Below are 13,063 nucleotides of genomic sequence, written 5' to 3' on the forward strand. Positions count from 1 at the left end.
TCAAGACTCGAACGCGCACGCCGACCGCACCTCAGTTCCCCTCGCGCGCCGGGGGCCTGCCGCCATGTGAGCCCCGCTCGCGTCCCCTCACGACTCGACGAGAAAGTGGCCTACGTCACATCTTCTCCGGCGTATCGGATCCGTCATGCTGACCGGGAACAACCGGGACGAGCAGGAGGAGACGGACGTGGCCGACAGCGTGCTGTACGAGATCGAGGACGGGCTCGCCACCCTGACGATCAACCGCCCCGAGGCGATGAACGCGCTGGACACCGCGACCAAGGTCGCCCTGCGCGACGCCGCGATCGACGCGGCGGAGAACCCGGCGGTCCGCGCCGTCCTGCTGACCGGCGCGGGCGACCGCGCGTTCTGCGTCGGCCAGGACCTCAAGGAGCACGTCGGCCGCCTCGAAGCGGCCGAGAAGACGGGCGAGCCGGCGCTGTCGACCGTGAGCGAGCACTACAACCCGCTCGTCACGGCGCTCGCGACGATGCGCAAGCCGGTCGTGGCGGCGGTCAACGGCGTGGCGGCGGGCGCGGGCGCGGCGCTGGCCTGGGCCTGCGACTTCCGGCTCCTCGCGGAGCACGGCGGCTTCAACACCTCCTTCGCGGGGGTGGCGCTCACGGCGGACTCCGGCGCGTCGTGGACGCTGCCGCGTCTGGTCGGGCATGCGAAGGCGACCGAACTGCTGATGTTCCCTCAGACCGTGAAGGCCGAGCAGGCGTTGGCCCTCGGACTGACGCACCGGGTGGTCCCGGGGTCGGAGCTGGCGGAGACCGCGCGAGCCTTCGCCCGCGGCCTGGCGGACGGCCCGACGGTCGCCTTCGGCGCGATCAAGGCTTCGCTGGCGTACGGTGCCTCGCACTCTCTCGTGGAGACCCTCGCGAAGGAGGACGAACTCCAGACCATGGCGGGCGCGGCGGCGGACCACCGCATTGCCGTCCAGGCCTTCCTCGCGAAGGAGAAGCCGCGCTTCACCGGCCGGTGAGCGCTCCGTCAGGGGCGCGGGGAACTGCGCGAGCAACCACCCTGTGCGGATGGCCCTGCGCGTTCGGTGCGCCAGCTACATGGGTGGCTTGTCGCGCACGCAGTGAATCAAGCAGAGCCTCGCGCCCCTGAAGGTGCAACTACCTCATCGAGCGAAGCAGTCCGAGAGGTGGTCGTTGACCAGGCCGCAGGCCTGCATGAGGGCGTAGGCGGTGGTGGGGCCGACGAAGCGGAAGCCCTTGCGCTTCAGTTCCTTGGCCAGCGCCGTCGACTCAGGGGTCACCGCGGGGACGTCCGAGAGGGACTTGGGCGCGGGCGGGGCCGGGTCCGGGGCGAAGTCCCAGATGAGGGCGTCGAGGCTGGTGCCGTGGGCGCCGTCCAGCTCCAGCAGGGCGCGGGCGTTGGCGATCGTGGCGAGGATCTTGGCCCGGTTGCGGATGATGCCCTCGTCCGCGAGCAGGCGCTCCACATCCGCGTCCCCGTACGCCGCCACCACCTCAGGGGCGAAACCGTGGAACGCCCTCCGGAAGCCCTCACGCCGACGCAGGATCGTGATCCAGGACAGCCCGGACTGGAACGCCTCCAGGCAGACCCGCTCGTACAGCGCGGCGTCGCCGTGAACCGGCCGGCCCCACTCGGTGTCGTGGTACTCGACGTAGTCCGGTGCCGACAGGCCCCAGGGGCAGCGCAGCAGCCCGTCCTCGCCGCGGATCGCCTCGCTCACTGCTGCTCGCCCTTGCGGTCCTCGGGGGCCTCCCCCGCCTGCTCCTGCGTCGGCTCCTGGGCCTTCCCGAGCTGGAGCGTGGGCAGGTACGTCACCCGCTGCTCCGTCGCCACCGCGCCCGCCGCGCCGGGCGCGGCCAGCGCCGCGGCGAGCGCGGACTCCAGTTCGGCGACGCGGTGCTCGCGCTGCGACAGCTCCGCCGCGAGGCGGTCGAGCGTGTCGTCGACCTCGTCCATGCGGTAGCCGCGCACGGTCATCGGGAAGCGCAGCTCGTCGATGTCCGAGCGGGCCAGCGGCCGGTCCTCGGGCAGGCGGGCGGCAAGCCGGTCCCGTTCGGCGTCCGGCAGCGAGCCGCCCGCACCCAGCGCCGCCAGCGCCGCCGCGCCGACGACCAGCACCATCAGGACGAGGATCAACCAGAACACAGGCCCACTCCAGGCTGCCGGTGGGGGATCATGGACGAGCCCCAAACGTATGACAGCCATCATTGCGTAACAGCCCGGGAGGACGCATGGCCCGCACGACCCTGAAACTCGGTCCGCGCAGCTTCGGCCCGGACGAATTGGTGATCATGGCCATCGTCAACCGCACCCCCGACTCCTTCTTCGACCAGGGCGCGACCTTCGCCGACGAGGCCGCCTTCGCCGCCGCGGACCGGGCTGTCGCCGAGGGTGCGGCCATCCTCGACATCGGCGGCGTCAAGGCCGGACCCGGCGACGAGGTCACCGTCGAGGAGGAACTGCGCCGGACCGTGCCCTTCGTCGCGGCCCTGCGTGAACGCCACCCCGAGGTGGTGATCAGTGTGGACACCTGGCGGCACGAGGTCGGCGAGGCGGTCTGCGCCGTCGGCGCGGACCTGCTCAACGACGCCTGGGGCGGCGTCGACCCGCTGCTTGCGGAGGTCGCCGCGAAGCATCGCGTCGGACTGGTCTGTACACACGCGGGCGGGGCGGAACCGCGTACACGGCCGCACCGGGTCGAATACCCGGATGTCATGGCAGACATCCTGGAGCGCACCGTCGCGGGCGAGGCGGAGCGGGCGCTGGCCCTCGGCGTGCCGCGCGAGAGCATCCTGATCGACCCCGGCCACGACTTCGGCAAGAACACCCGGCACTCACTCGAGGCGACCCGCCGACTGCCGGAGATGACCGCGACCGGCTGGCCGGTGCTGGTCTCGCTGTCCAACAAGGACTTCGTCGGCGAGACCCTCGACAAGCCCGTCGGCGAACGCCTGCTGGGCACGCTCGCCACCACCGCGGTCTCCGCCTGGCTCGGCGCCCAGGTCTACCGGGTCCACCAGGTCGCCGAGACCCGCCAGGTCCTCGACATGGTCGCCTCCATCCGCGGCACCCGCCCCCCGGCGGTGGCCCGCCGGGGGCTGGCGTAGGGCCTGGCCGCCGCCCGGTTACTCCGGGCTGTGGGCGGGCTGGGCGTGGCCGTTGGTGCGGCTGACTTCGAGGATCTTGACGGCCTCCTCGACGGAGTCCGTGCACTGGATCAGTTCCAGGTCGCCGGGGGACGCCTTGCCCTCGGCGATCAGGGTGTTCCTGACCCAGTCGAGCAGGCCCGACCAGTACTCCGTGCCGAAGAGGATCACCGGGAACCTGGTGACCTTGTGCGTCTGGACCAGCGTCAGCGCCTCGAACAGCTCGTCCAGGGTGCCGAAGCCGCCCGGGAGCACGATGAAGCCCTGGCTGTACTTCACGAACATGGTCTTGCGGACGAAGAAGTACCTGAAGTTCAGACCGACGTGGATGTAGTCGTTCAGACCCTGCTCGAAGGGGAGCTCGATGCCCAGCCCGACCGAGGTTCCGCCCGCCTCGTAGGCGCCGCGGTTGGCCGACTCCATCGCGCCCGGACCGCCCCCCGTGATCACCACGTAGCCGGCTTCGACCAGTGCGTGGCCGATCCGGACGCCGGCCCGGTACTCGTCCGAGTCCACCGGCGTGCGGGCCGAGCCGAACACGCTGACGGCCGGGCCGAGCTCGGCGAGGGCGCCGAATCCCTCGACGAACTCGGACTGGATCCGCATGACCCGCCAGGGGTCGGTGTGCAGCCAGTCGGCCGGGTCGGCCGAGTCCAGCAGGCGTTGGTCGGTGGTGCTGCTGTCCACCTGGTCCCCACGCAGCAGGACCGGGCCGCGGTGCTTCGTCCGGACCTTGCCGCGCAGGCGGACCTGATCAGGACCGTTGGCGGGGTCGACGGGCTGGTTGCTGCGGTCGTCTGTCATACCTCCGCAGCGTACGACGATCAACGAGCAGACGGGCGTATTTAGGGACAGAACCCCGGCGGCTCACCGCAGACCGGCTCAGGACTGGAGCCAGGCGCTGACCCGCTTCTCGGCTTCCTCGATCGCGGAGAGCGAGCAGTGCTCGTCGCGCTTGTGCGCGTAGTTCGGGTCGCCGGGGCCGTAGTTGACCGCCGGGATGCCGAGCTCGGAGAAGCGGGCGACATCGGTCCAGCCGAACTTGGCCGTCGGGGTGGTCGAGGTGGCCTCGACGAACGCCGCGGCGGCCGGGTTCGACAGGCCGGGAAGCGCCCCGGCCGCGAAGTCGGTGACGACGACGTCGAAGCCGTCGAAGACCTCCTTGACGTGGGCCGTGGCCTGCTCCGGCGAGCGGTTCGGGGCATACCGGAAGTTCACCACGACCAGGCACTCGTCCGGGATCACGTTGTTGGCCACGCCGCCCTCGATGCGGACCGCGTTGAGGCCCTCGTGGTACTCCAGGCCGTCGATCTCGACCCGCTGCGCCTCGTAGGCGGCGAGGCGCGCGAGGATCGGCGCGGCCTTGTGGATCGCGTTCTCGCCCAGCCAGCTGCGCGCCGAGTGCGCGCGCTGCCCGGTGGTACGGATCTCGGCGCGGAGTGTGCCCTGGCAGCCGCCCTCGACCTGGGCGTTGCTCGGCTCCATCAGCACCGCGAAGTCCGCGGCCAGCCAGTCGGGGTGGTTGCGGGCCAGTCGGCCGAGCCCGTTGCGGCGCGCCTCGACCTCCTCGCAGTCGTAGAAGACGAAGGTGATGTCCCGGTTCGGCTCGGGCACCGTGGCCGCGATCCGCAGCTGCACCGCGACGCCCGACTTCATGTCCGAGGTACCGCACCCGTACAGCAGATTGCCCTCCACGCGGGAGGGCAGGTTGTCGGCGATCGGCACCGTGTCCAGGTGCCCGGCGAGCACGACCCGCTCGGCGCGGCCGAGGTTGGTCCGGGCGATCACCGCGTCGCCGTCGCGCTCCACGGTCAGGTGCGGAAGCTTGCGCAGCGCCCTCTCGACGAGGTCGGCGATCAGCTTCTCCGAGCCGCTGACCGAGGGGATGTCGACCAGGGCTGCGGTCAGCTCCCCACCGGTCATGCTCAGGTCGAGCTCGGGGACGGCGGACTCGGGCGTGAGAGGGCTGCTCATGAAGAGCCAGCGTACGTGCCTTCGGCCGCGCTTCGCTCGAGCGCTGCTCCGACACTGCTCCGAGCGCGGCGCAGGTCACAGATACGCAGGCGAACCGTAGTCCCGACCTGGCCGTCCCAGTCGGTAGGGTGACGAGTCGGCCGAACCGGTCGAACGCTCCGGCCGGAAGTGCCGCTGGAGCAGGACGGACCGGAGGAGGGACGCCGGGGTGAGTCTGAGCGAGATGATGAGCACGGGTGGCGAGGTCCCCCCGAAGCAGCGGCGACGCCGCCGCTGGCTGACCTGCCTGCCCCTGGTGGTGCTGCTGGTCGTCGCCGCCGTCGTGGTGACCCTGCTGGTGAGCAAGGGCAGGAACCTGCTCCCCGGCCCGATCGCCGAGGGCTGCCAGGTCCAGACCTCCGACGGCATCGTCCAGCTCAGCGTCGACCAGATGCGCAACGCCAGCACGATCGCGGCGGTCGCCACAGCTCGCAACCTTCCCGAGCGCGCGGTGACCATCTCGCTGGCCACCGCCATGCAGGAGTCCCGGCTCACCAACCTCACCGGCGGCGACCGCGACTCGATCGGCCTGTTCCAGCAGCGCCCGTCCCAGGGCTGGGGCACGCCGACGCAGATCGCCGACCCGGTCTACGCGACCAACAAGTTCCTCGACAAGCTGGTGGAGATCCCTGGTTACGCGCAGCTGCCGCTGACGCAGGCCGCGCAGGACGTACAGCACAGCGGTTTCCCTGATGCCTACGCGCAGCACGAGGCTGACGCGATCACGCTGGCCTCCGCCCTCAGCGGGCGCGTGCACGCCGCGATGACCTGCAGTGTGAACAGCGTCGGCAAGGCCGCGGCCGGAACCGGCACGACCGATCTGGCTGCGGCGCTCAAGAAGGACTTCGGCAGGGTGCTGAGCACCTCCGCGCTGGGCGCGGATCCGGCGACGGGAAGCGGCTCCGGCAATGCTGCCACCGCGCCGACGCAGCAGCAGCTCGCGGTGAGCCTGCGCAGCGGCTCCTACCAGACGCAACACGGCTGGGCGGTGGCCCAGTGGTCGGTGGCCCACGCCCAGGTCCTGCACATCACCGCTGTCGAATACGCCGGCAAGCGCTGGACCAGCGCGGACTCCGACAAGGGCTGGGTCGGCACGGCCTCCGCCTCGGCGGGCACCGCCTCCGCGGACGCGTCGACGTCCGGACTCCGGCTGACCGTCGCCTCCGCCTGACGCGACGACAACAGACGGCCGTACGACGGCCCCACCAGAGGGTTAACCAGATCGCGGCCGGTTGACGAATTCGGCCATTCGGGGCGAGTTCGGCGAAATCTCTCACGACAGGGCAGAAAACCCGTGCGGGAACTGCGCGGAAACCTTTCAGCCCCAAGGCTGACGCGTGTCTTTACAACAGGACATTTGCGGACAGAGATTATCCGATGTTGGGGAACTCTTTACCTGGCTCGACCGCAACCTTCTTGCTCCTGAGGCGGTAATCACCACGTCCGCCCGGCGGACGGGTTCTGTCGTCCCTTCTCAAGGAGCACCATGTCTCTCCCCCTCTCGCGCCGGATCGTCCAGGCCGCGCTCGTCGTCGCCGCCGGTGCGGTCCCGGCGGTCGCGGCGGGCACGGCGCAGGCCGCCCCCGCGCTGCCGGCGGTGCCGGACCTGGGTGGACTCAGCCGGCTCGACTCCGCACCCGACCTGGGCGGAACCGTCGAGAACACCGCGCACCAGACCGGCGAGCTGGCCGGCTCGGGCGCCGGCCAGGCGGTCAGCAACGGCCTCCCCGTGGTCGCCGACGCGGCGGGCAGCGCGGCCGGCCAGGCCGTCCCGGTGGCCAACCGCTCGATGGGCTCGTCCGCCATGCAGCTGGTCGGCGTCGTGGCGCAGGCCGTCAGCGTGGCCCACGGCGCGGGCGTCACCCGGGCGATTCCCGCGGCGGCCACCGGCACGGTCGCCGGCGACACCCCGGCCGTGGCGGCTCCCGCCGCTCCGGCGGCTGCCCCCGCGGCGCTGCCGGCCTCCCCGCCGACCCAGGCCAGTCCGCTGAGCGCGCTGCCGCTGAGCGGACTGCCCGTCAACAGCCTCCCGCTGGGTGCTGCGCAGGGCGCCCTGGGCGGCGCGCTCCCCCGCTCCGCGGCGGCCCCGGCCCAGCGTCTGGGCGGCCTCCCCAGCCTCGGCGGCGCGGGCCAGTCCCCGCTCTCCTCGGTGACCGGCGCGGTCCCCGGACTCAGCGGTCTCCCGATCGACGGCCTCCCCGTCGGCGGCCTGCTGTAACGCTTTAGGCGCCCGTGGGGCGCCTAAAGGGGCGCGAGGAACTGCGCGACAAGCCACCCCAGGTGGTGAGTCACGCAGCGAGCAGGGCCATCCGCACACGGTGGTTGCTCGCGCAGTTCCCCGCGCCCCTTTGGAGCGCCCCGCGGGCGCTCTACGCCCGCAGGCGGGCCACCGCCGCGGCGACGCGGTCGTCCGTCGCCGTGAAGGCGACCCGGACGAAGTTTGCGCCGGCCTCGCCGTAGAACTCGCCCGGCGCGGCGAGGATGCCGTGCTTGGCCAGTTCCGCGATCGTGTCCCAGCACGGCTCGTCCCTGGTCGCCCAGAGGTAGAGGCTCGCCTCCGAGTGCTCGATGCGGAATCCGTAGCCCGTCAGGGCCTCCCGCAGGGCCGCGCGACGCGCGGCGTACCGCTCGCGCTGCACGGCGACATGCGCGGAGTCGCCCAGCGCTGCGATCGTCGCCGCCTGGACCGGCGCAGGAACCATGAAGCCGCTGTGCTTGCGCAGTTCCAGGAGCTCGCCCAGCACCGACGCGTCACCCGCGACGAACGCCGCGCGGTAGCCCGCCAGGTTGGACCGCTTCGACAGCGAGTGCACGGCGATCAGCCCGTCCACGGACCCGCCGCAGACGTCCGGGTGCAGCACCGAGACCGGCTCCGCCTCCCAGCCCAGCTCCAGATAGCACTCGTCGCTGACGACGAGCACGCCGTGCCGCCGGGCCCAGGCCACGATCCGTCGCAGCTCGTCCACGCCCAGCACGCGGCCGGTCGGGTTGGAGGGCGAGTTGAGCCAGAGCAGGCGCAGCCCCTCCGGGTCCAGCTCGGTCGGGTCGTCGTAGACGACGTAGTCCGCGCGGGCCAGGCGCGCGCCGACCTCGTAGGTCGGGTACGCCAGCCTCGGGAACGCGACCCGATCGCCAGGCCCGAGGCCCAGCTGCCCGGGCAGCAGCGCGACGAGCTCCTTCGAGCCCATCACCGGCAGGACGTTGGCGTGGCCGATCCCGCGCGCGCCGAGACGGCCCTCCACCCAGCCGACCAGGGCGTCCCGCAGCGCGGGCGTGCCCCAGACCGTCGGGTAGCCGGGGCTGTCCGAGGCGGCGGCGAGGGCGTCCTGGATCAGCTGCGGCACCGGGTCGACCGGTGTGCCGACGGAGAGGTCGACGATGCCGTCCGGATGCGCCGAGGCGGTGGCTTTGTAGGGCTCAAGCCGGTCCCACGGGAACGGCGGAAGCAGCGCCGAGACGCGGCGCGCCGCCCCTCCGAGGAGGGACGGCGCGGCGTTGCTGTCGTGCGACGAGGTCACGGGGGTCACTGGTTCTGCGGCGGCAGGGCCGCGATGAACGCGTGGTCCTTGTCGATCACACCGAGCTTGGAGGCACCACCGGGCGAGCCGAGGTCGTCGAAGAACTCGACGTTCGCCTTGTAGTAGTCCTTCCACTCGTCCGGGGTGTCGTCCTCGTAGAAGATGGCCTCGACCGGGCAGACCGGCTCACACGCGCCGCAGTCGACGCACTCGTCCGGGTGGATGTACAAGGACCGCTGGCCCTCGTAGATGCAGTCGACCGGGCACTCTTCGATGCACGCCTTGTCCTTCACGTCGACACAAGGCTGCGCGATGACGTAGGTCACGCTGTCATTCCTCCTCGTAGGGGCTGCATACGCGCAAGGGAAGCGCGGCGTCGTCGATGCCCGCCCCTAGTATCGCCGGTCGAAGGCACTGGATGTAACGGAGGTGGCGGTCATGACGTCCCAAGGTAGCGGACCCGACCGTTCGGGGTTCCGGCTCGACCCCTCTGACCTGGGACGACGTGTCATGGTCCGGCGTGTTGTCGGGGTCCTGGACGGGCGTCCGCAGTTCAGCGACACGCTTGGCGTGCTCACATCGTGGGACGCCGGCGTGCTCATCGTCGTGAATCGCGCGGGCGATCCGGTGGAGCTGCCGGAGGCGGAGCTGGTGGCGGGGAAGACGGTGCCGCCGGCGCCGGTGCGGCGCTCGGCCACGGCACCTGAGCTGCGCGAACCGGCCGAGCTGCAGCGGATCGCGGCACGCGGCTGGTCGGCGCTGGAGCAGGAGCCGCTAGGAGCGTGGATGCTGCGCGCCTCGGCAGGCTTCACCCGCCGGGGCAACTCCACGCAGACGCTCGGCGAACCCGGCCTGCCGCTGGCGGACGCGCTGGACCGGGTCCAGGCCTGGTACGCGGCCCGCGGACTGCCCGCCTTCGTCGAGATCACCACACCGGGCTCGCCGGAGGCCCTGGAGGCGGCGCTCGCGGAGCGCGGTGCGAAGGAGGCCGGGACCTTCGTGCGGACCGCCCCGCTGGCCCGGCTGGTCGGCGCAGCGACGGTTCAGCAGGATGTCCGGCTCTTCCGCGCGGCGGACGCGGGCTGGATCTCGCGCTACCAGCGGGTCGGCGGCGATCCGGCCAAGGAGAAGGCCGCGCTCGCGCTGCTGCACAGCGGCCCCTCGGTGTGGTTCGCCTCGGTGACGCTGCCGGAGATCGGCGACGGCCCGGCCGCGATCGGCCGCTGCGTGGTGGACGGGCAGTGGGCCGGCTTCGGAGCGATAGAGGTGGTCCCGGCAGCGCGGCGGCGGGGCCTGGCCACCGCGATCATGGCCGCGCTCGCCGCGCGGGCCGCCGAGGAGGGCGCGACGGGCGCCTACCTCCAGGTCGAGGAGGAGAACGCGCGCGCCCGCGCGCTCTACGACAAGCTGGGTTTCGACACGGCCTACCGCTACTGCTACGCGCAGCTCTCCATGATCGAGAACCGCTCGGGAGGCTGATGCGGGCTCAGGTGGTGTCCGCGCGCATAGAATCCTCGCCCGTGAGCGAGGAGAGCAGAGCGCGGTTCGCCGAGGAGGCGCGCGAGGAACGGCCGGACCTCGCCTTGTTGTGTCTGCTCATGGGCTTCGAGGTCGATCTCGAGGCAGCGGACGGCCGCATCGACGAGGCGCTCGCGCCCGCGCTGCGGGCCCTGGACCGGCTGGCCGCGCGGGTCGGCGCGGCCGTCCGCGAGCGAGCCCCGCAGGGCGCGGCGGAGACGGCTGCCGTCCTGGCCGGGGTGCTGGCGGGCTCGGCGGACCTGCGCGGCGGCCCCGGCGTCTACAAGCGTCTGGAGTCTTCCCTGCTGCACGAGGTGCTGCGCCGGGGCCGCGGGCTGCCGATCACGGTCAGCGCGGTCTGGATCGCGGTCGGCGATTTGGCCGACCTGCCGGTCTACGGAATCGGCCTGCCGGGCCACTTCGTGGTCGGCGTGGGCGATCCTTCGGGCGACCACGTGCTCGTTGACGCGTTCCGCGGCGGGCAGCTGCTGTCCATGGACGAGGCGGCGGAGCTAGTCGCGGAGGCGGGCTACCGCCTCTCCCCCGACCTGCTGCGGCCGGCGGAACCACTGGACATCGTGCTGCGGGTGCTCTCCAACATCCGCAACTGGGCCGCGGCGCGGCCCGAGCATGCGCGCACGCAGCTGTGGGCGACGGAGCTGTCGCTGCTGCTGCCCAGGCATCCGGCGCAGTTGCGCTTGGAGCGCGCGGAACTGCTGGTGAAGACGGGTCACTTCCTGGAGGGCGCCGCTGAGATGGAGGACTACGCCACCATCCTCGACGCCTTCGACCCTGACTCGGCAGCGCGGGTTCGCCTCGAGGCGAAAGCCTCCCGCCACCGCCTGAACTGAACCCTTACACAGAGGACCAGTTGCACCTCCTCAGGGGCGCGGGGAACTGCGCGAGCAACCACCCTGTGCGGATGGCCCTGCACGTTCGGCGGCCCACCTCCTGGGTGGCTTGTCGCGCAGTTCCCCGCGCCCCTGAGGAGGTGCAACTGACCGTCTGTCTAGAGCCAGCCCTTTTCGAGGGCGAGCCGCACGGCTTCGGTGCGGTTGCGGGCGCCGGTCTTCTGGATCGCCGCGGAGAGGTAGTTGCGGACGGTGCCCTCGGAGAGGTGGAGGCGGGCGCCGATGTCCGCGTTCGCCGAGCCGTCGGCGGCCGCGGAGAGGACGTCGCGCTCGCGGGACGTCAGGGGGTTCGCGCCATCCGCCAGGGCCGCCGCCGCGAGCACCGGGTCGATGACCCGCTCGCCGCGCAGCACCCTGCGGATCGCCTCGGCGAGTTGGGACGCGGGGGCGTCCTTCACCAGGAAAGCGTCCGCGCCCGACTCCATCGCCCGGCGCAGGTAGCCGGGGCGGCCGAAGGTGGTCAGCACGACGATCTTCACCCCCGGCTGCGCCTTCCGCAGCAGCGCCGCCGCCTCGATGCCGGTGAGGCCCGGCATCTCGATGTCCAGCAGGGCCACCTCGACCTCGTGGGCCTGCGCTGCCGGGACCACCTCGTCGCCGCGGGCGACCTGCGCCACGACGTCGATGTCCCCCTCGAGCCCGAGCAGCGCCGCCAGCGCCTCCCGGACCATCCCCTGGTCCTCGGCAAGTAGAACTCTGATCACTCCTGCACGGTACCGGCCACAGGCTCGGCATCGGCAGTGATCGGTTCACGCAGCGGGACCGTCGCGCGCAGCAGGAAGCCGTGGCCGCCCTTGGCCGGGCCCGCGTCCAGCCTGCCGTCCGTCAGGGCGAGGCGCTCGGCGAGACCGGTGAGGCCGTTGCCGGGGGAGCTGTGCTTGCCCTGGCTGCCGCCGTTGTCGAGGATTTCGAGGGTCAGCACCCGGCCGCCGCCACCGCCGATCGGCGCGTGGTCCTCGATCAGACGGATCCGGCACTGCGAGGCGTTGCTGTGACGGACGACGTTGGTGACCGCCTCGCGCAGCGCCCAGCCGAGGGCGCCCTCCGCCTCGGCGTCCAGACCAGGACGCGGGTCGGCGAGCGAGAGCGGCGCGTCGATGGCGACGTCCGCCGCGGTGAGCGCCGTGCGGGCGGCGGCGAGCTCGACCGCGAGCTTCGGGCGGCGGTAGCCGCCGATCGCCTCGCGGACGTCGACCAGGGCCTGCCGGGAGACCTTCTCGATGTCCGCGACCTGCTCGCGGGCCTCGGGGTAGCGCTCCTGGTCCATGAAGCGCGAGGTCAGCTCGGTCTTCAGGGTGATCAGCGAGAGTGAGTGGCCGAGCAGGTCGTGCAGATCGCGGGCGAGCCGCAGGCGTTCGTCGGAGGCTGCGAGCGCGGCCACCGCCTGCCGCGCCTCGCGCAGTTCCTGCATCGTGCAGACCAGTCGTTGCAGGCCGGTCATCGCTAGGCCGCCCAGCATCGCGCTGATGACGATGCCGGAGAGCTCGCTGCCCGGCGTGTGGGTCGCGATGCCGAGCCCGAACTGGAGACCGGCCGTGCCGAGCACCCCGTAGAAGGCATACCGGGCCGGCAGAACCGCCCCCGCCGAGATCGCGGTGTAGCTGAACAACGCGAGCCAGTTGTTGTTCAGCCCGAGGGTGGTGACGATCGAGAGGGTCAGCATCGCCAGCAGGACCCCGCCCTGCCAGCGAGCCCACGGCAGCGCCGTTCCCGCGACCTGGCGCCGCAGGATCAGGTAGACGTAGCAGGCGAGGAAGCCGGTCAGCATCGCCCAGCCGAAGACCGTCCCTGCCGTGGTGTGATCACCACTCAGCAGGTCGCCGACCGGGTAGGCCAGGTAGATCAGCCACAGCAGAGTCCAGCACAGCTTGACGAACATCTGCCGGCGGTTCTCGGGCGGTACGCCGATCCGCGGGCCGACCGGCCGTTCCTCGCTCATCGCGTCATGCCCCTCGTCAAACCGGCC

14 protein-coding genes are annotated in these 13,063 nt (G+C 71.9%); 6 read left to right on the plus strand and 8 right to left on the minus strand.

Features of this window, described 5'->3' with window-relative positions; genetic code table 11:
- The first annotated feature begins 187 nt into the window (after positions 1-187).
- Positions 188-988, plus strand: coding sequence for an enoyl-CoA hydratase-related protein (locus ABIA32_RS10695; RefSeq protein ID WP_370093812.1), 801 nt, complete (start codon positions 188-190; stop codon positions 986-988).
- Between the two features lie 144 nt (positions 989-1,132).
- Here ABIA32_RS10695 and ABIA32_RS10700 read toward each other — a convergent pair whose 3' ends face one another.
- Together ABIA32_RS10700 and ABIA32_RS10705 are read right to left on the minus strand one after the other, a co-directional pair.
- Positions 1,133-1,711: a DNA-3-methyladenine glycosylase I gene (locus ABIA32_RS10700; protein WP_370093760.1), complete on the minus strand. Its 579-nt coding sequence runs from the start codon at positions 1,709-1,711 to the stop codon at positions 1,133-1,135.
- On the minus strand, positions 1,708-2,136 hold the full coding sequence (locus ABIA32_RS10705; RefSeq protein WP_370093761.1) for a DivIVA domain-containing protein: 429 nt from the start codon (positions 2,134-2,136) through the stop codon (positions 1,708-1,710). The genes ABIA32_RS10700 and ABIA32_RS10705 overlap by 4 nt, the downstream gene beginning before the upstream one ends.
- 86 nt (positions 2,137-2,222) lie before the next feature.
- Between ABIA32_RS10705 and folP the strand changes: the two genes are divergently transcribed.
- Positions 2,223-3,098, plus strand: a complete 876-nt coding sequence (gene folP / locus ABIA32_RS10710) for a dihydropteroate synthase (protein ID WP_370093762.1) — start codon at positions 2,223-2,225, stop codon at positions 3,096-3,098.
- 18 nt (positions 3,099-3,116) lie between these two features.
- On the opposite strand, the gene ABIA32_RS10715 is transcribed toward folP, so the two are convergent.
- Positions 3,117-3,941: a TIGR00730 family Rossman fold protein gene (locus ABIA32_RS10715; RefSeq protein ID WP_370093763.1), complete on the minus strand. Its 825-nt coding sequence runs from the start codon at positions 3,939-3,941 to the stop codon at positions 3,117-3,119.
- Positions 3,942-4,019: 78 nt separating this feature from the next.
- The gene (gene dapE, locus ABIA32_RS10720; protein WP_370093764.1) at positions 4,020-5,111 is read right to left on the minus strand and encodes a succinyl-diaminopimelate desuccinylase; all 1,092 of its coding nucleotides are present in this window, start codon (positions 5,109-5,111) and stop codon (positions 4,020-4,022) included.
- Between the two features lie 208 nt (positions 5,112-5,319).
- Between dapE and ABIA32_RS10725 the strand changes: the two genes are divergently transcribed.
- Positions 5,320-6,321 (plus strand): heavy metal transporter, encoded by a 1,002-nt coding sequence (locus ABIA32_RS10725; protein WP_370093765.1) that lies wholly within the window; start codon positions 5,320-5,322, stop codon positions 6,319-6,321.
- A 315-nt stretch (positions 6,322-6,636) separates the two neighbouring features.
- A complete protein-coding gene (locus ABIA32_RS10730; protein WP_370093766.1) occupies positions 6,637-7,368 on the plus strand; it encodes a hypothetical protein in 732 nt (243 codons plus the stop codon).
- Between the two features lie 151 nt (positions 7,369-7,519).
- Here ABIA32_RS10730 and dapC read toward each other — a convergent pair whose 3' ends face one another.
- A complete protein-coding gene (dapC, locus tag ABIA32_RS10735; RefSeq protein ID WP_370093767.1) occupies positions 7,520-8,668 on the minus strand; it encodes a succinyldiaminopimelate transaminase in 1,149 nt (382 codons plus the stop codon).
- A 5-nt stretch (positions 8,669-8,673) separates the two neighbouring features.
- Complete coding sequence (gene fdxA / locus ABIA32_RS10740; protein WP_370093768.1) at positions 8,674-8,994, minus strand: ferredoxin; 321 nt, start codon at positions 8,992-8,994, stop codon at positions 8,674-8,676.
- Between the two features lie 184 nt (positions 8,995-9,178).
- Between fdxA and ABIA32_RS10745 the strand changes: the two genes are divergently transcribed.
- Together ABIA32_RS10745 and ABIA32_RS10750 are read left to right on the plus strand one after the other, a co-directional pair.
- Positions 9,179-10,147, plus strand: a complete 969-nt coding sequence (locus ABIA32_RS10745) for a GNAT family N-acetyltransferase (protein WP_370093769.1) — start codon at positions 9,179-9,181, stop codon at positions 10,145-10,147.
- Entirely contained in the window at positions 10,147-11,037 is an 891-nt protein-coding gene (locus ABIA32_RS10750; RefSeq protein ID WP_370093770.1) for a transglutaminase family protein, read from the plus strand. The genes ABIA32_RS10745 and ABIA32_RS10750 overlap by 1 nt, the downstream gene beginning before the upstream one ends.
- A gap of 158 nt (positions 11,038-11,195) precedes the next feature.
- Here the strand turns inward: ABIA32_RS10750 and ABIA32_RS10755 are convergent, their stop codons facing one another.
- Together ABIA32_RS10755 and ABIA32_RS10760 are read right to left on the minus strand one after the other, a co-directional pair.
- Positions 11,196-11,801, minus strand: coding sequence for a response regulator (locus ABIA32_RS10755; protein ID WP_370093771.1), 606 nt, complete (start codon positions 11,799-11,801; stop codon positions 11,196-11,198).
- On the minus strand, positions 11,798-13,036 hold the full coding sequence (locus ABIA32_RS10760; RefSeq protein ID WP_370093772.1) for a sensor histidine kinase: 1,239 nt from the start codon (positions 13,034-13,036) through the stop codon (positions 11,798-11,800). Before ABIA32_RS10760 ends, ABIA32_RS10755 begins: the two co-directional genes overlap by 4 nt.
- Positions 13,037-13,063: the final 27 nt, after the last annotated feature.

It is taken from the genome of Streptacidiphilus sp. MAP12-20, from assembly GCF_041262525.1.
In the GTDB taxonomy this organism is placed as follows: Bacteria; Actinomycetota; Actinomycetes; order Streptomycetales; family Streptomycetaceae; genus Streptacidiphilus.

Excerpts from the sequence above, each read along its gene's own strand:
- folP (WP_370093762.1), top strand. The coding sequence starts at position 2,223 with ATGGCCCGCACGACCCTGAAACTCGGTCCGCGCAGCTTCGGCCCGGAC.
- ABIA32_RS10715 (WP_370093763.1), bottom strand. The coding sequence starts at position 3,941 with ATGACAGACGACCGCAGCAACCAGCCCGTCGACCCCGCCAACGGTCCT.
- dapE (WP_370093764.1), bottom strand. The coding sequence starts at position 5,111 with ATGAGCAGCCCTCTCACGCCCGAGTCCGCCGTCCCCGAGCTCGACCTG.
- ABIA32_RS10730 (WP_370093766.1), top strand. The coding sequence starts at position 6,637 with ATGTCTCTCCCCCTCTCGCGCCGGATCGTCCAGGCCGCGCTCGTCGTC.
- ABIA32_RS10745 (WP_370093769.1), top strand. The coding sequence starts at position 9,179 with ATGGTCCGGCGTGTTGTCGGGGTCCTGGACGGGCGTCCGCAGTTCAGC.
- ABIA32_RS10750 (WP_370093770.1), top strand. The coding sequence starts at position 10,147 with ATGCGGGCTCAGGTGGTGTCCGCGCGCATAGAATCCTCGCCCGTGAGC.
- ABIA32_RS10760 (WP_370093772.1), bottom strand. The coding sequence starts at position 13,036 with ATGAGCGAGGAACGGCCGGTCGGCCCGCGGATCGGCGTACCGCCCGAG.